The organism is Laceyella putida (assembly GCF_042665195.1).
In the GTDB taxonomy this organism is placed as follows: Bacteria; Bacillota; Bacilli; order Thermoactinomycetales; family Thermoactinomycetaceae; genus Laceyella; species Laceyella putida.
The window spans coordinates 97,103-112,779 of sequence record NZ_JBHTBW010000019.1; the positions used below are offsets into that span (position 1 = coordinate 97,103).

Below are 15,677 nucleotides of genomic sequence, written 5' to 3' on the forward strand. Positions count from 1 at the left end.
GAGCGATGAAACAACCTCACCCAACCCTTGTGGAAACTGTATTACATACCAAGGTGCATCGGATGAGACCTTACCGCAAAAATTGGTGCATTGAAACAAATCAACATAAATGGATTGCCAAACACGTTCATCCAAGCTGGTTGCATTGGTGGGTGCAGGTGGACCGGGAGTTGCGTGCGCGGGGGTTCACCGCGATGCAACCCATCTACACAGACGGCGGGGAATGGCTGTTCATGCCATTTATCGAAGGGAAAACAGGTCGGTACACCATTAGAGAAGATGTGGAACAAATGGTTGAGACATTAGCCATATTCCATCGTTTGGGACGGGGATTGATGACGCCGCCGGCAGATGAGGCGGCTTTTCTCCTGCCTGAGCGCATTGCCCAACGGTTGAACGAATTTTACCGAGTCTTGCAACAGGCCGAGAGGTTGCCCACTCCCTTGCGGGAACTTCTGTTGGCTTATGGCCGCGACTTTTATCTGGACGGCCTGGCGGCTTGGGAGCGACTGCGGCAGATGCCGCTGACCCGCTTTTCTTTGAAAGAGCGCCGCCTGCATGCGCTGACCCATCGCGACTTGGCCAGCCACAATTGGATGATTGATTGTTCGGGCCAAATCTGGCTGATTGATTTTGAAACGGCAACGTATGATGCCCAGATTGGCGACGTTTGGCAGATGGCTTCACGAATTTTAGTGGAACATGCGTGGTCGGAAGAGTGGTTGCAAATGTTCCTTAGCCAATATGAGAAAGGGCGCCTCTTGTCATCTTTTGAAAAAAAAGTCCTTTCGTTATTGCTGGCCTTTCCTAACGAATTTATGAGGGAAGTGATCGGTCTTGCCGAACAAAAACGGGGCTACCAGATGAAATATTCCTTGCCTTATTTACAGAAAATAGCAGAAGGAAGAAATAAATGGAAATATCAATTGAAACAACTCTTCTATTGGTAGATGGAAAAGCTTATGGTATGATGTAGATTGATTTTATAAAGCCTTGTTTTTGCCTGAGGAGGCCAAAGCATGAGAATAGGACTTGCACAGATCAGACCACGCTTGGGGCGAGTGGATATTAATTTGGAATTGCACGAGGAAATGATCCACCAGGCCCGAGAGGAACAGGTGGATCTTTTGATCTTTCCTGAGTTGAGCCTGACGGGTTATAATCTGTTGGATTTGACCTATGAGATGGCCAGAGACCCGTTTAGCCCGGACATTCAGCGACTGATTCAAGCGGCAGGGGAGATGGATCTCGTCTTCGGCTTTGTCGAACATAGCCCTGAGCACACCTTGTATAACTCTGCGGCATATATTACGCAACAGAATCTTCATTATCTGCATCGGAAGGTATACTTGCCTACATATGGAATGTTTGATGAGGCGCGTTATTTTGGCCATGGCCAAATGATCCGCAGTATTCCTACCCGATTCGGACAAGTGGGCATCCAAATTTGCGAAGATGCTTGGCACCCATCCACTGCTTATTTGTTGGCCCAAGATGGGGCGCAAATCTTGATCATCCCATCCAATTCGCCAGCACGCAACACACATGGTGAAGGATTGGGTTCGCAAGAGGCGTGGGTTAACATCATGAAAACCCAAGCTATGTCGCACGGGTGTTATGTCTTGTTTGCCAATCGAGTGGGGACGGAAGACGGGGTTTCCTTCTTTGGGGGATCCGCGGTGGTAGACCCCTTTGGCGAGGTTGAGAAACAGGCCTCCCTCTTTAAGGAGGAGCTGCTCATTGCCGATCTCGAAATAGACAAAGTAAGGAAAGCGCGGTTCCAGATGCCGATGTTGCGTGATGAGAACTTGGATATCACCTTGCGTGAATTAAACCGTATCAAACGCAAACGGAGCGGGGAGGGAACATGGCTATGAAGATGGTCACGGATATGTTGGAACAAGCGCCTTTCCTGCGGCTGAATGAAGAGCTGACCACTGATCTCCTTACGACCGCCCTCCGTGAAGAAGTGATGAAAGCCGGTTTTGACAAAGTGATTTTAGGCTTGTCCGGTGGGATTGACTCGGCTTTATCCTTATACTTGAGTGTGCGCGCCTTTGGACCGGAGAATGTGGTTGCAGTCAGAATGCCATATAAGACAAGCAGCCCGAGCAGCTTGGAAGATGCCGAAACGGTCATCGCGGCGACGGGGGTTGAGGCACTCACGATTGATATCACTCCGCAAATCGACGCTTACTTTGAATTGATGCCGGAGGCGACGCCTCTGCGTCGTGGCAACAAAATGGCGCGTGAGCGGATGACGATTCTCTATGACTTGTCGGCCCACTACAACGCCTTGGTCATTGGGACGAGCAATCGAACCGAGCTGCTGTTGGGTTATGGAACACAATATGGTGATGCCGCTTCCGCCATCAATCCGATCGGGGACTTGTATAAGACGCAGGTTCGCCAGTTGTCGGCCCATCTCGGTGTGCCCGAGTCGATCATCGCCAAACCGCCAAGCGCCGATTTGTGGGAAGACCAAACCGATGAAGGTGAATTGGGCTTCTCTTATCTTGAGGTGGACTGTTTGCTCCACTATATGGTGGATCAACGTTACACGTTGGACCAATTGCGTGCCCTTGGGTTTGAAGATGAATTTATTTCCAAGGTGAGCAAACGGATTATTCTTAACCAGTATAAGCGCAGAATGCCAGTGATCTTAAAGGTGGGAAACCGGACGGTCGGCATTGATTTTCGCTATCTGCGCGACTGGGGGCTATAAAGAAGAGTAGGGAGAGTGAGTCTGATGGCAGGACACTCCAAGTGGAAGAATATCCAGCACCGCAAGGGTCGGCAGGATGCCTTGCGTGGCAAAGTGTTCGCCAAATTGGCGCGAGAAATCTACGTTGCCGCTCGAATGGGTGACAAAGACCCGGCCAATAACCATCAGTTGCGCTTAGCCATCGCCAAAGCCCGTGCGCAAAACATGCCAAACGACAATATTGAGCGCGCGATCAAAAAAGCCGCTGGCGGCGGCGACGGCAAAGAGTATGAAGCGATTACGTATGAAGGATATGGCCCAAGCGGCACCGCGATCATGGTTGAGACGTTGACCGACAACCGCAACCGCACTGCCGCCGATATTCGCCATATTTTCTCCAAACGCGGTGGAAACATGGGGGAAAGCGGTTGTGTGTCGTGGATGTTTGAGCGTAAAGGCTTGCTGGTGATCGGTCGGGAAACTTCCCCGCTCGAGGAAGAAGAATGCTTGTTGGTCGCGTTGGAAAGTGGGGCGGATGATTTTGAGGCAACTGAGAAAGCGTATGAAATCACCACCTCGCCCGATGCTTTTGAAGAAGTGAAGCAAGCGTTGGAAGAAGCGGGAGCGACCTTCACCACAGCCGAAGTGACCTTTGTTCCGTCCAATAAAGTGCAACTGACAGGGGATGCGGTCAAAGAAGTGTTCAATCTGATCGATGCCCTTGAGGATCATGATGATGTGCAAAACGTGTATGCCAACTTTGATGTGGATGAAGAAGAACTGGCGAAATATGCAGAGTGAACCAAACCCGGGATAGCCAATCCTGGGTTTTCTGTATTTCGCAGTTGAAGTTTTATTCCGTTTATTTTCGATCATCCATAATGACGCTTGAACAGTATGTATTTTGGGAATGAACATGGGAGAACGTATGGAAACGAGGTGAATCGAATGCGAGTGGAACAGGCGTACTTGGAGTCGGTGTTGGCAAATTTCCGCGATATCAAGCGGACAGGGGAAGGAGTGCTGGATCAATTGAGTGAGGCGGACCTCCATGTGATCCCAGCCGAAGGGTCCAACAGCATCGCCATTATCGTCAAGCATTTGGCGGGCAATATGCGTTCTCGGTGGACGGATTTTTTGACGACGGATGGTGAGAAGCCCACCCGGAATCGGGAAGAGGAGTTTGAGGGGGGCTATGCGACGCGGGAGGCCCTCATGCGGGATTGGGAGGAAGGATGGCAAGTGCTCCTCGATACGGTGGAGAGCCTGACGCCTGGCGATTTATTGAAGACCGTCACGATCCGCGGCCAGAAACATACGGTGATCCAAGCGCTACAAAGACAGGTGGTTCATTATTCCACCCATATCGGGCAGATGGTGTATGTCGGGAAATGGTTGAAACAAGCGGCCTGGCAGAGTCTGTCGATTCCGCGCGGGCAATCACAGGCCTATCTGGAGCAAATGCTGAGACAGGCGCAAGGAGAGACTGAGAACTAACAGAATCAACATGGCCAGTCGGCATATGCGGTCAAAAAAGCCCCCCTTTCCGTCAGCACGGAAAGGGGGTGTGATCACACTTGCTGGTCATTTGAAGAAGTCAGTTCTTGCCGGAGCTGCAACCGTTGCCACCACCTTGTGATCAAGCCGTGTCGTGGTGATAAAAACAAGGCGAGGACGAAGAAGAGGCCCGCCATCACGGTCATCGCGCCGGCGACAGATGCGTCGAGGAAACTGGCCAAGAAATATCCGGTGACGGAACTGAGGCAACCGATCAGGACACTGTAAAGCAACATGAGACTTAAACGATCAGTTAAGAGATAGGCGGCAGCCGCGGGGACGATTAACATGGCGACGACCAGAATCGCACCTACGCTTTCGAACGAAGCGACGGTCGTAACGGAGACCAGCCCCATCAGCAGGTAGTGGAACAGGGCGACAGGAATGCCGACGGCGGCTGCCATGGCAGGGTCGAACGCGCTGATTTTCAGCTGTTTATAGAAGAGCAGGATGATGCACAGGTTTAAGGCGAGGGTGCCGACCACTTGCCAAACGGCCTTGGGACCCCAATCGATCCCGTTCCAAATGATGGTGTCCCAGGGAACATAGATGATTTCGCCATACAACACGCAATCCAAATCCAAATCGACTTGCCTTGCGAACAAAGAAATCAGGATAATCCCAAGGGAGAACAGGGAGGTGAACGTGACGCTGATGGCTGCGTCCGCTTGCACCCCCGTTTGGCGCAAAGATTCAATCAGTATGGTGGTAATCAGTCCAAAGGCGGCGGCCCCCAACAGCATGGGCAGTGAGTGACGATCGCCCGTAAAGAGAAATGCGATGACGATTCCGGGCAGAACCGCGTGGCTGATGGCATCGCCAACCATCGCCATCTTTCTTAAGATGAGAAAACAGCCCAATAGCGCACAACTTGAGGCGACCAACATGCCCGCCAAGATGATCCAGAATTCGCTCATAGGAACCCTCCCTGTTCAGATGGCGTGAGGTGTTGTGGCAATAACCTCGGCGCATGCTGGTGCTTTTGCAACAGTGTTTGAAGAGTGTTTGCAAGTTGCGAGGGGAGTTCTTCTTTTTTCTCCACTTCTTGCAAGGGAATGGGACTTTCCAATGTGGTTTCATACATCGACCAGATTTCCATGAGCCGTTTGAAGAGAGTTGTGTTGTAAGCTTCTTTCCAACCCATCTCGCTGAAAGTGAGATAGCCTCCTTTTCGATGGATCCAGCCTTTTTGTTCGATGTTGGCTATCTGTTTGGCGGATAAGTGAGATTCCTGCAATATCTTTGGGAGCTCAGTCTCTGCGATGGCTGTGCGTTGCTTCCGTTCCATCCACTCATATAAGACGGTAAGTGTGATCTCTTCGGCTACTTTGCTTTTGAGCTTCATCAAGTGCAACCCTTTGGCGATCAATCCGCGTTCAGGGGCGCATAACATGGACAGAAAAAAGAGCGCGGTGGAGGACAACACGATGATGGGTCCAGTCGAAAGTTGGGCGCTCCATGTGCTGATCCATGAACCAAGCAGTCCGGAAAGTCCGCCAAAGCAAGCGGCGATGATGATCATCCGTTCCAAGCGTTCCGTCCAATAACGGGCCGCTGCCGCGGGCGTGATCAGTAGAGCGGCCATCAAAATCACACCCGCCGCCTGCAATCCGATCACAACGGTGGTAACCAAAAGCAACATAAACAGAAATTCCAATTGGCTGAGCGGAAATCCTATGCTTTTGGCGAAAGCAGGGTCAAAGGAAAGCAATTTCAGCTCTTTGAAAAAAAGAAAGCAGACGGTAACCAACAGGAGCGAAACGATGCCCAACCATTGCAAGTCTGATTGGACAATGGCGGCCGCCTGCCCAAACAAAAACTTGTCCAGCCCACTCTGGTTTCCGTTCGGACTGTGCTGAATTTGCGTAAGCAGCACAATCCCCAGCCCGAAGAAAACGGATAAGATCAGTCCAAGCGCCGTATCCTCTTTAATCCTGGAGCGCCCCGTAATGAAATTGATGGCGAAAGAAGCGATTAAGCCGGTAAACAAAGCCCCGATCAAAAAAGCAAACATGTTTTTTGCGCCGGTGATCATAAACGCCATACAGATTCCGGGCAGAGCGGCGTGAGAAAGAACGTCTCCCATTAAGCCCCGTTTTCGCAAGAAAGCGAAACTGCCTATGATTCCGCTGGTAAAACCCAAGGTGGTGGTACCTGCGATAACCCATAATGTATTAGGTCCTATCATCGTTTTCACCCCATTATTTCCAAATCAGACTGTTTAGGCAACAGTGCGAGTCGTCCGCCATAAGTTTTTTGCAGGTTTTCCACAGTGAAGGTCTGTTTTGTGGGACCCGCTGCGATTAAACGCATGTTAAGCAGCATAATCGAATCGAAATAATCCGTGACGGTCTGTAAGTCATGATGAACGACAAAGACCGTTTTTTGCTGTGCTTTCAGTTCCTGCAATACCTGAATGATTGCTTTTTCTGTGGCGGCATCCACGCCTGCGAACGGCTCATCCATAAAATAAATGGTCGCATCTTGTGCTAATGCGCGCGCCAAAAAGACTCGTTGCTGTTGTCCGCCCGACAACTGACTGATTTGCCGTTTGGAGAAGTTGGTCATCCCCACTTTTTCTAGGCAGGACATGGCGATTTCCCGATCCGGTTTGCCGGGGCGCTTAAACCACCCCAACTTCCCGTATCTCCCCATCAGAACCACATCGAGCACATCTGTTGGAAAATCCCAATCGACGGATTCACGCTGCGGAACATACCCGATGAGTTGTTGTTTTGCCCGATAAGGTTGCCCATAGATTTTCACTGAGCCGCTCGTAAGCGGCAACAACCCCAAGATCGCTTTGATAAAGGTGGATTTTCCCGCGCCATTAGGGCCAATGATCCCTATGAGCTCACCTTCTGGGGATTCATAGGTGACTTCCCTCAAAACGGGCTTTTTGTGATAAGCAACGGATAAACGCTCGACTGATACAGGACTTGTTCTTGGTTTCATCAATGATCACCCCGCTCGTTTTTATTTTAAAGCCCCGGTTATCACGTCCACATTGTGCCGCACCATGCCAATATACGTCCCGGATGGTGTCCCCTCTTTGCCCATTGCATCGGAGAATAATTCCCCTCCGATTTCCACCTCGTGACCGCGTTGCCGGGCTCCTTGCACAACCGCTTCGATTGAACGTTTAGGCACGCTGGATTCCACAAATACCGCTTTGATTTTACGGGAGGTCAACAAATCGACCAGCTTGGATACATCAGCGACGCCGTACTCGGAGTTCGTGTTGATTCCTTGCAACCCCACAACTTCAATGTCATAAGCGCGGCCAAAATAGCCGAACGCGTCATGAGCCGTAACCAACACGCGCTGTTGTTTGGGGATTGTGGCGATTTGCTCGCGGGAATAGTCATGCAATTCTTTCAATTCAGTCATATACAATTCCGTTTGGCGCTTGTAATCTTGCTGGTGCTTGGGATCGATCTTGCTTAAGGTATGTTCCACCCGTTTGGTTGCATCCATCCACAAGCGAACGTCAAACCATACATGAGGGTCGGTTTGGTTTTTTTCCGCAATCAAAAGCTTTTCTTTGGGAATTTGGTCAGTAACGGCGACCACGGATTTGGTTTTTCCGATTTTCCCCAGGATATCTCCCATTTTTCCTTCAAGATGGAGCCCATTATAAAAGATAAGATCAGCATCATTTAGTTTCTGGATATCACCTTGGGAAGCTTTGAACAGATGGGGATCGACGCCGGGCCCCATCAGGCTGGTCACCTGAACATGCTTTCCCCCCACATGTTTCACAATGTCTGCGATCATGCCAGTGGTTGCAGTCACACGGATGGGATGGCCGACCGAGTGGTTCGTCGATGGTTGACAAGCGGTAAGGGTAAACAGCAACAAGGATAATACAATGATTAAACTGCGACGGATCCACAAGTTCATGCTTGTCTCCTCCTGTGGTCAAAAAGTTTCTTCCATGAATTTCATCAAACATTGTCCAATTCCACATATTATGGATAAGGCCATATAAGTTGGCTTAATGCAAAACTGATTAATTATATTGTAGATAACACCATTCTATATTGTCAACAAATAAGTTTATTCCGGGTCGTAAACAGGGGCCCCTATCCCAACATAAAAAACTTTTCCTGTGTGGCATTCATCACGGAATGCAAGAAGGAAAAAGGATTTGATGTTTTCTCTTGTCAGTGCTTTCTACAAGGTGGAGCTTCCCTAATTTCCTAGTCATACAAAAAATGGGCTAAGGGGATACTTATTGAGAGGGGATAACGGGTATTATTATTGATAAAACCGACCTGAATACTTTATTTTAAACAAGAAAGGATGTGGAGAGATGTCCGTTCTTTCTCAACCATGGTCGGACCGATTGCGCTTTTTTTATTCTTTTATTAAATCGCCGCATCTAGTGGGGAGTGTGGTCCCAAGTTCCCGCTATTTGACCAATGCGATGATGAGAAAGATTCCGTTTGAATCCGCATCGCGAATAGTGGAATTAGGCGCGGGAACTGGGGTATTCACGAAAGCATTGGCCCAATTGGCGCGGCCTGAGTCACAAGTCTTGATATTTGAACAGGATAAACGGTTAAGAGAGCCCCTGCAAAACCGGTATCCCCAGTTTCATGTGGAAACGGATGCCCTTGAGCTGCTCCTTGCATTAGACCGGTACGAGTGGGGAAGAGAGTCGGTCGATGTGATTGTTTCCGGCCTTCCGTTTGCATGTTTTCCACAGAAATTGAGAGATGAACTGTTGGGTCAAGTGGTTGGCGCCCTTAAGCCAGGCGGGATCTTTGTCGCCTTCCAATATTCATGGCAAATGAAACGTCAGTTCTCGGAGCAGTTCAGCGAGTTGTCGATGCAGTTTGTGCCGATGAACTTGCCGCCTGCGTTTGTCTATACTTGCCGCAACTGAGCCCTACAACTTCTCCCTCGCGATGTTGCCCGCGTTCCCATCCAATTGGATGGTTTTTTTGGAGGCATTTGTCTGTTTTCTTTGAAAATTTGTCAAATGGTGGATGTCGAGTTTTTATAGGTTGTGTTAGAATGATTCCGTAATATGGAAAGGTTGTTCTGATTTTGATGCACAAATCGCTTATCCACGGTATACGTTGCATATGAAATGATTTTCTGCTTTTTGCGGGAGTGACTCAACATGGCTGGTTACAAAAGGGCGAGATGGGCATTTCTCGGTTTATGTATACTTCTTTTAGTGGGGTGCATGCTGGAGAAAACGACGCTCCAACCGGTGAAACCAGTAGGAAAGCCGCTTCGAGCCCCTCAAGCGAAAGATGGTTCCAATGAAATCGATCAACAAGCCAAAGCGTCACCGCCATTGACAAATGAACCGGCAAAGCCTGTTGTCAACATGAAGCCGAAGGTGCGCACGGAGAAGGTGACGAATAAGCTGACGGTGGCAGAACGGAAACAATTGGAAGCCTTAAAATCCCAACCCCTGTTTTACCGGGGGCCGGCATTTCGCAAACAAGTGGCGTTGACGTTTGATGATGGCCCCGATGAGCGATTCACTCCGCAAGTGTTGGCCATACTGAAAAAGGAACAGGTTCCAGCCACGTTTTTTGTGGTGGGAAAGATGGTGGAGCGATATCCCGAAGTGGTGCGGCAAATAGTCGAAGAAGGGCATGTTGTGGGAAACCATTCTTATTCCCATAAGGAATTGACCAAGCTGTCGCTTGCGCAAGTGGATGCTGAAATCGACCGCACGGGTGCTTTGGTTTACGACGCAATTCATAAAAAGCCACTGTTCATTCGCCCCCCGTATGGAGCGATTGATGATGAAATCACCCTCCATTTAGGGAAACGCGGATATAAAGTGATTCAATGGAGTGTGGATACGTTGGATTGGCGCAAAGGCAATTCCCCCTACAACATCGTCGATAAAGTGAAAGCCAACATCGAAGCGGGTGGAATCATTTTGCAACACTCTTTCGGTGGAACGCAAATTGGCAATTCGGTCGAGGCATTGCCCTATATTATTAAATATTTGGAGGATTCCGGATATGAATTCGTGACGGTTGACCGGTTGCTTGATATTCCCGCTTATTCCGAGACGGAATAGGCAACAACCTTCCCCCTTTTGGCAAAGGGGGCGTTTTTTTGTGGATGGCAGGAAACTCCAGCAGCGGAGTGCGGTCGTTCTGAAGCTTGTTAAAAACCACTCGCCAAGAACGGCCAGTATGTTATAATTTGCTCAGAATGAGTGTTCGCTTCAATGGAGAGGGGTTTACTATGCATGCGAATCATGGGGATTGATCCGGGGATTGCCATCGTCGGATTTGGCGTGCTGGATCAGAATGGAAACCACTTAAAAGCGATCGAATACGGCAGTATTCAAACGGAAGCCGGCTTGCCGACGGCCACCCGTTTAAAACAGATTTATGATGCGTGCACCAAGCTGTTTCGCACCTATCAACCGGATGTGGTTGCGATCGAGAAGCTGTTTTTTAACCGCAATGTGACAACGGCGTTCACCGTGGGACAAGCGCGCGGGGTGATGATGCTGGCGGCGGAGGAGGCGGGAGTGCTGATCACGGAATATACGCCCCTGCAAGTGAAGATGGCGGTGGTCGGTTACGGCCAGGCCGAAAAGAAACAGGTGCAGGAGATGGTGAAAATGCTACTTCACTTGCCGCGTGTCCCCAAGCCGGACGATGTGGCCGATGCTTTGGCCATCGCCATCTGTGAAGCGCATTCATCCCAATCAGTACATAAGTTAAGCAAGTGGGGAATGAAATCATGATTGAATTCGTCAAAGGGGAAGTCGCCTACCACGAAGCCGATTATCTGGCGGTCGATGTGCATGGGGTTGGCTATCAAGTTTTTGTCCCCAATCCGTTTGTGTTTTCAGATGGGGAAGAAGTGATGTTATATGCACACTTTGTCGTGCGTGAAGATGCGCAATTGCTCTATGGTTTTAAGACCAAACGGGAGCGGAATCTGTTTCGCCTGTTATTGGAGGTGTCCGGTGTTGGACCGAAAGCGGCTTTGGCGATGCTGACGCATATGCAGCCGGAGGCGCTCGTTCAGGCGATCCAAATCGAAGACGTAAAAACCTTGACCAAGCTCCCTGGTGTGGGCAAGAAAACGGCGCAACGGCTTGTGCTTGACCTTAAAGACAAGCTGGCCAAGCTGGGTTGGGAGCAAGGTCCCTTACTTATGCCGGAGACCGCGCCGGGCCCGGCATTGGCGGGTGGAGAACGTGATGTGATTGATGCGCTTCTTGCCCTTGGCTATAATGAGGAAGAAGCGGAATGGGCGGCGCGTGAGAGCAAACAAAAAGATGGAGTGGAGATGGGCACCGAAGAATGGATCAAAAAAGCGTTGCAAGCGATGATGAAGCGATGAGGGGGAACGGACGATGGATGAACGGATCATCTCAGCCAAATTGACCAATGAAGAAGAAGAGATGGTCGAATTTAGTCTGCGCCCTCGCTTTTTTAGTGAATATATTGGGCAGTCGCGGGTAAAAGAAAATTTGAAAGTCTATATTGAAGCGGCCAAACTGCGCGGGGAAGCGTTGGACCACGTCTTGTTATACGGCCCGCCCGGACTGGGGAAAACCACGCTTTCCAATATTATCGCCAACGAATTGGGTGTCAGCATCCGAACCACCTCAGGACCCGCGATTGAGCGGCCTGGCGATTTGGCGGCGATTTTAACCAATTTGCAGCCGCACGATTTGCTGTTTATCGATGAGATTCACCGCCTTAATCGTTCGGTGGAGGAAGTGCTTTATCCGGCGATGGAAGATTTTGCGCTCGATATCGTAATCGGCAAGGGGCCGAGTGCGCGGTCTGTCCGGCTCGATCTGCCCCCCTTTACACTGGTGGGAGCGACGACCCGGGCCGGTTCTCTTTCGTCCCCGCTCCGCGATCGGTTTGGCGTGATGAGTCGACTCGAGTATTATACGGTGGATGAATTGACCCTGATCGTGGCACGGGCGGCGGACTTGCTGCAAGTGCCGATCCAGGAAGCGGGGGCGATCGAAATCGCCTCAAGGGCCAGGGGAACGCCGCGGATTGCCAACCGTCTGCTGAAGCGGGTCCGTGACTTCGTGCAGGTGCGCGGCGATGGGATTATCACCGAAGAGGCGGCTCGTGACGCATTAGATCGAATTCAAGTGGATAAAATGGGGTTAGATCATGTGGATCACCGTTTATTGATGACGATCATCGAGAAGTTTCGTGGGGGTCCGGTTGGACTGGAGACGCTCGCGGCGACGATTGGCGAAGAGTCGCATACAATTGAGGATGTGTACGAGCCGTATTTGATGCAAATCGGCTTCTTGCAGCGCACCCCGCGCGGGCGGATGGTAACCATGCGTTGTTGTGAACACTTACAAGTGGAGTGGCCCAAATGAATCCAGTGGCTAAAACATTGATCATCATTGGCGGCATCTTGGTGCTGATTGGCCTGATCTGGCAAGTGGGTGGCAAATACTTGCCGTTGGGCCGCTTGCCAGGGGATATCGTGATTGAGAAAGAGAATGTGAAGGTTTATTTTCCGATTGTGACTTGCATTCTGATCAGTGTGATCCTGTCATTGGTCAGTTACCTGATTCGCCTGTTTCGCTAAGCAAATGGGCGATTTCTTTTTTGACTTGGTTGAGGGTAGGGATAGAAATGGATGTAGCGCAATATCATTTTGAATTACCGCAAGAGTTGATCGCCCAAACTCCCATGGCTGATCGCGCCAGTTCCCGGTTGATGGTAATTGACCGCAAGCGGCAAACGTGGACGCATACCCAGTTTCCGCACTTGCTTGACTATCTGGAGCCGGGCGATGTGCTGGTGTTGAATGACAGTCGGGTTCGGCCGGCCAGGCTGATCGGGGTGAAAGAAGGGACTGGCGCCAAAATTGAACTGCTTCTTTTGAAGCCGTTTGGTGGGGATCGCTGGGAAGCCCTGGTGAAGCCGGCCAAACGGGTAAAAGAAGGCACTGTGGTTTCATTTGGTGAGGGCCGCCTGCGGGCAGTGGCCGAAGCGCCGACAGAGGTGGCGGGCGGTCGCGTGTTTCGTCTGCAATATGAAGCGGACGATGTGGAGAAATTGTTTCAAGAATTGGGGCAAATGCCATTGCCGCCTTACATACATGAACAATTGGATGATCCGGAGCGTTATCAGACGGTGTTCTCCAAGGTGATCGGCTCGGCTGCCGCACCCACGGCAGGCTTGCATTTCACGCCGGAATTGCTGGAGCGAATCGAGCGGAAAGGGGTGAAATTGGCGTTTGTCACCCTGCATGTCGGATTGGGCACATTTCGCCCGGTGATGGTGGACAAAGTAGAGGAGCATCAGATGCATGAAGAGTATTATGAGCTGGGCGGGGAGACGGCGGCGATCATCAACGAGGCCAAGCGCAAGGGGCATCGGGTGATCGCCGTGGGAACGACTTCTGTGCGCACGCTCGAAACGGTGGCTTCCCGCCATGGAGGAGAAGTTCTTGCCGACAGCGGTTGGACGGATATCTTCATCTATCCTGGTTATACCTTTAAAGTGGTGGATGGTCTCATTACCAATTTTCACTTGCCACAGTCGACTCTGCTCATGCTGGTGAGCGCTTTTGCCTCAAGGGCATTGATCATGAAAGCATATGAGGAAGCGGTGAATCAACGTTATCGGTTCTTCAGTTTTGGAGATGCGATGTTGATTATTTGAGGCAATCATCTCTATAATGGTAGACAAGGAACTTTTGCAGCAGCAATGTAACCGTAGTGGGAGGAAGCATCTTGGCTGTTCGATATGAATTAATCAAAGAATGCAAGCAGTCTGGTGCCCGGTTGGGCCGTTTACATACACCGCACGGAACGATTGAGACGCCGATCTTTATGCCTGTGGGAACGCAGGCCACCGTCAAGACGATGAGTCCTGAAGAATTAAAGGAGATGAATGCACAAATCATCTTGTCCAACACCTACCATCTCTTTTTGCGACCGGGACATGAGATTGTCAAGGAAGCGGGAGGCCTTCATTCCTTTATGAACTGGGATCGGCCCATCTTGACCGACAGCGGTGGATTTCAGGTGTTCAGCCTGAGCCAGCTGCGCAATATCACAGAAGAAGGGGTAACATTCCGCTCTCACTTAAGTGGGGAGAAATTGTTCATCAGTCCAGAAAAGGCGATGGAAATCCAAAATGCGCTCGGGGCGGACATCATTATGGCATTTGATGAATGTCCCCCTCATCCGGCAGAAAAAGAGTATGTGAAGGCTTCCACAGAACGTACATACCGCTGGTTGAAGCGCTGCATGGAAGCGCACCAGCGTCCAGAGGATCAAGCGCTGTTTGGCATTGTGCAAGGTGGCATGCATCAAGACCTGCGGGAAGAGAGTGCCAAACAGCTGGTGGAATTGGACTTGCCAGGCTATGCGGTTGGCGGATTAAGCGTAGGCGAACCAAAGGACATCATGTATGAGGTTTTATCTTATACCACACCGCATTTGCCCAAACATAAGCCGCGTTATCTGATGGGGGTTGGCTCGCCTGATGCCTTGATACAGGGAGCCATCTTGGGGATTGATATGTTTGATTGCGTGTTGCCGACGCGAATTGCGCGCAATGGCACCACGATGACAAGCCAAGGTCGGTTGGTGGTGCGCAATGCGAAATTTGCAAGGGATTTCACCCCACTTGATCCGGAATGCGATTGTTACACCTGCCGTAACTACACGCGTGCGTATTTGCGCCATCTGATTAAAGCAGACGAGACGTTTGGATTGCGCTTAACGACTTATCATAACCTCTATTTCCTGCTTAACTTGATGGAGCAAGTGCGGCAAGCGATTCGCGAAGATCGTCTGCTCGATTTCCGTGATGAATTCATGATGAAGTATTATGGATCGTTAAATCCAGATACTGCTTTTTAATTGAAGGGGAGGATGTAGTCATGAGTCAACAATTAATGGGAATACTGCCTATGCTTTTGGTGTTTGTCGCTTTTTATTTCTTTTTGATCCGCCCACAGCAAAAACGCCAAAAAGAACGCACGCAAATGCTGGGTAACTTGAAAAAAGGGGACAAAGTCGTTACGATTGGCGGTTTGCACGGTACCATTGTGGAATTGGGCGAAGAGAAAGTGACTTTGAAAGTGAGCGACAATACCCGTTTGGTTTTTGAGCGTTCCGCCATCAACAGCGTGGCGAACGCGGAAGAAGCGGGTGCGGCGAAATCAGCCGAGTAATGAAGCTGGTAAGCTCTTGGTTATAGGGCCAAGAGCTTTTTTCTGCATATTAAATCCGATCAATTAGATTGGAATTATAAATTTTTTTGCTCGAATTATTTGTCAAAGTTAAAAATCTTATTATATAATTCCAATTAAATAGATATGGAATAAAATACATTTATATTTTGATTAGTCATTTCCAGCATGCCAACAGTGGAAATTGACCAATAAAAAGTGGAACAAGTCTGGCTCAGCCTAT

18 protein-coding genes are annotated in these 15,677 nt (G+C 50.0%); 14 read left to right on the plus strand and 4 right to left on the minus strand.

Features of this window, described 5'->3' with window-relative positions:
• The first annotated feature begins 5 nt into the window (after nucleotides 1–5).
• The 5 genes from ACFQNG_RS06815 (at nucleotide 6) to ACFQNG_RS06835 (ending at nucleotide 4,201) form a co-directional block, all read left to right on the plus strand.
• Entirely contained in the window at nucleotides 6–950 is a 945-nt protein-coding gene (locus ACFQNG_RS06815) for a phosphotransferase (RefSeq protein ID WP_379864144.1), read from the plus strand.
• A 69-nt stretch (nucleotides 951–1,019) separates the two neighbouring features.
• On the plus strand, nucleotides 1,020–1,877 hold the full coding sequence (locus ACFQNG_RS06820; protein ID WP_379864145.1) for a nitrilase-related carbon-nitrogen hydrolase: 858 nt from the start codon (nucleotides 1,020–1,022) through the stop codon (nucleotides 1,875–1,877).
• Nucleotides 1,868–2,725: an NAD+ synthase gene (locus ACFQNG_RS06825; protein ID WP_379864146.1), complete on the plus strand. Its 858-nt coding sequence runs from the start codon at nucleotides 1,868–1,870 to the stop codon at nucleotides 2,723–2,725. Before ACFQNG_RS06820 ends, ACFQNG_RS06825 begins: the two co-directional genes overlap by 10 nt.
• 24 nt (nucleotides 2,726–2,749) lie before the next feature.
• Nucleotides 2,750–3,505: a YebC/PmpR family DNA-binding transcriptional regulator gene (locus tag ACFQNG_RS06830; protein WP_379864147.1), complete on the plus strand. Its 756-nt coding sequence runs from the start codon at nucleotides 2,750–2,752 to the stop codon at nucleotides 3,503–3,505.
• A gap of 147 nt (nucleotides 3,506–3,652) precedes the next feature.
• Nucleotides 3,653–4,201, plus strand: coding sequence for a DinB family protein (locus tag ACFQNG_RS06835; RefSeq protein WP_379864148.1), 549 nt, complete (start codon nucleotides 3,653–3,655; stop codon nucleotides 4,199–4,201).
• Nucleotides 4,202–4,275: 74 nt separating this feature from the next.
• Here the strand turns inward: ACFQNG_RS06835 and ACFQNG_RS06840 are convergent, their stop codons facing one another.
• Genes ACFQNG_RS06840 through ACFQNG_RS06855 form a run of 4 tightly spaced genes read right to left on the minus strand, consistent with a single transcriptional unit; the run spans nucleotide 4,276 to nucleotide 8,164 of the window.
• Nucleotides 4,276–5,178, minus strand: a complete 903-nt coding sequence (locus ACFQNG_RS06840; RefSeq protein ID WP_379864149.1) for a metal ABC transporter permease — start codon at nucleotides 5,176–5,178, stop codon at nucleotides 4,276–4,278.
• Nucleotides 5,175–6,449 carry a metal ABC transporter permease gene (locus tag ACFQNG_RS06845; RefSeq protein ID WP_379864150.1) on the minus strand — a complete coding sequence of 425 codons (1,275 nt, stop codon included), beginning with the start codon at nucleotides 6,447–6,449 and terminating at the stop codon, nucleotides 5,175–5,177. Before ACFQNG_RS06845 ends, ACFQNG_RS06840 begins: the two co-directional genes overlap by 4 nt.
• A gap of 5 nt (nucleotides 6,450–6,454) precedes the next feature.
• Complete coding sequence (locus ACFQNG_RS06850; RefSeq protein WP_379864151.1) at nucleotides 6,455–7,216, minus strand: metal ABC transporter ATP-binding protein; 762 nt, start codon at nucleotides 7,214–7,216, stop codon at nucleotides 6,455–6,457.
• Nucleotides 7,217–7,237: 21 nt separating this feature from the next.
• Entirely contained in the window at nucleotides 7,238–8,164 is a 927-nt protein-coding gene (locus ACFQNG_RS06855) for a metal ABC transporter solute-binding protein, Zn/Mn family (RefSeq protein WP_379864152.1), read from the minus strand.
• Between the two features lie 412 nt (nucleotides 8,165–8,576).
• Here ACFQNG_RS06855 and ACFQNG_RS06860 point away from each other — a divergent pair, with 412 nt between their 5' ends.
• The 9 genes from ACFQNG_RS06860 to yajC all read left to right on the plus strand — a co-directional run bounded on the left by ACFQNG_RS06860 (nucleotide 8,577) and on the right by yajC (nucleotide 15,436).
• Nucleotides 8,577–9,152 (plus strand): class I SAM-dependent methyltransferase, encoded by a 576-nt coding sequence (locus ACFQNG_RS06860; protein WP_379864153.1) that lies wholly within the window; start codon nucleotides 8,577–8,579, stop codon nucleotides 9,150–9,152.
• A gap of 240 nt (nucleotides 9,153–9,392) precedes the next feature.
• A complete protein-coding gene (locus tag ACFQNG_RS06865) occupies nucleotides 9,393–10,316 on the plus strand; it encodes a polysaccharide deacetylase family protein (protein WP_379864154.1) in 924 nt (307 codons plus the stop codon).
• Between the two features lie 174 nt (nucleotides 10,317–10,490).
• A complete protein-coding gene (gene ruvC, locus ACFQNG_RS06870) occupies nucleotides 10,491–10,997 on the plus strand; it encodes a crossover junction endodeoxyribonuclease RuvC (protein ID WP_379864155.1) in 507 nt (168 codons plus the stop codon).
• A complete protein-coding gene (gene ruvA, locus ACFQNG_RS06875) occupies nucleotides 10,994–11,602 on the plus strand; it encodes a Holliday junction branch migration protein RuvA (RefSeq protein WP_379864156.1) in 609 nt (202 codons plus the stop codon). Before ruvC ends, ruvA begins: the two co-directional genes overlap by 4 nt.
• Before the next feature lie 13 nt (nucleotides 11,603–11,615).
• Nucleotides 11,616–12,617, plus strand: coding sequence for a Holliday junction branch migration DNA helicase RuvB (gene ruvB / locus ACFQNG_RS06880; RefSeq protein ID WP_379864157.1), 1,002 nt, complete (start codon nucleotides 11,616–11,618; stop codon nucleotides 12,615–12,617).
• A complete protein-coding gene (locus ACFQNG_RS06885) occupies nucleotides 12,614–12,832 on the plus strand; it encodes a DUF2905 domain-containing protein (protein ID WP_379864158.1) in 219 nt (72 codons plus the stop codon). The genes ruvB and ACFQNG_RS06885 overlap by 4 nt, the downstream gene beginning before the upstream one ends.
• Nucleotides 12,833–12,879: 47 nt before the next feature.
• Nucleotides 12,880–13,914 (plus strand): tRNA preQ1(34) S-adenosylmethionine ribosyltransferase-isomerase QueA, encoded by a 1,035-nt coding sequence (gene queA, locus ACFQNG_RS06890; RefSeq protein WP_379864159.1) that lies wholly within the window; start codon nucleotides 12,880–12,882, stop codon nucleotides 13,912–13,914.
• A 71-nt stretch (nucleotides 13,915–13,985) separates the two neighbouring features.
• The gene (gene tgt, locus ACFQNG_RS06895; protein WP_379864160.1) at nucleotides 13,986–15,122 is read left to right on the plus strand and encodes a tRNA guanosine(34) transglycosylase Tgt; all 1,137 of its coding nucleotides are present in this window, start codon (nucleotides 13,986–13,988) and stop codon (nucleotides 15,120–15,122) included.
• A 20-nt stretch (nucleotides 15,123–15,142) separates the two neighbouring features.
• A complete protein-coding gene (gene yajC, locus ACFQNG_RS06900) occupies nucleotides 15,143–15,436 on the plus strand; it encodes a preprotein translocase subunit YajC (protein ID WP_379864161.1) in 294 nt (97 codons plus the stop codon).
• The last annotated feature ends 241 nt before the right edge of the window (nucleotides 15,437–15,677 follow it).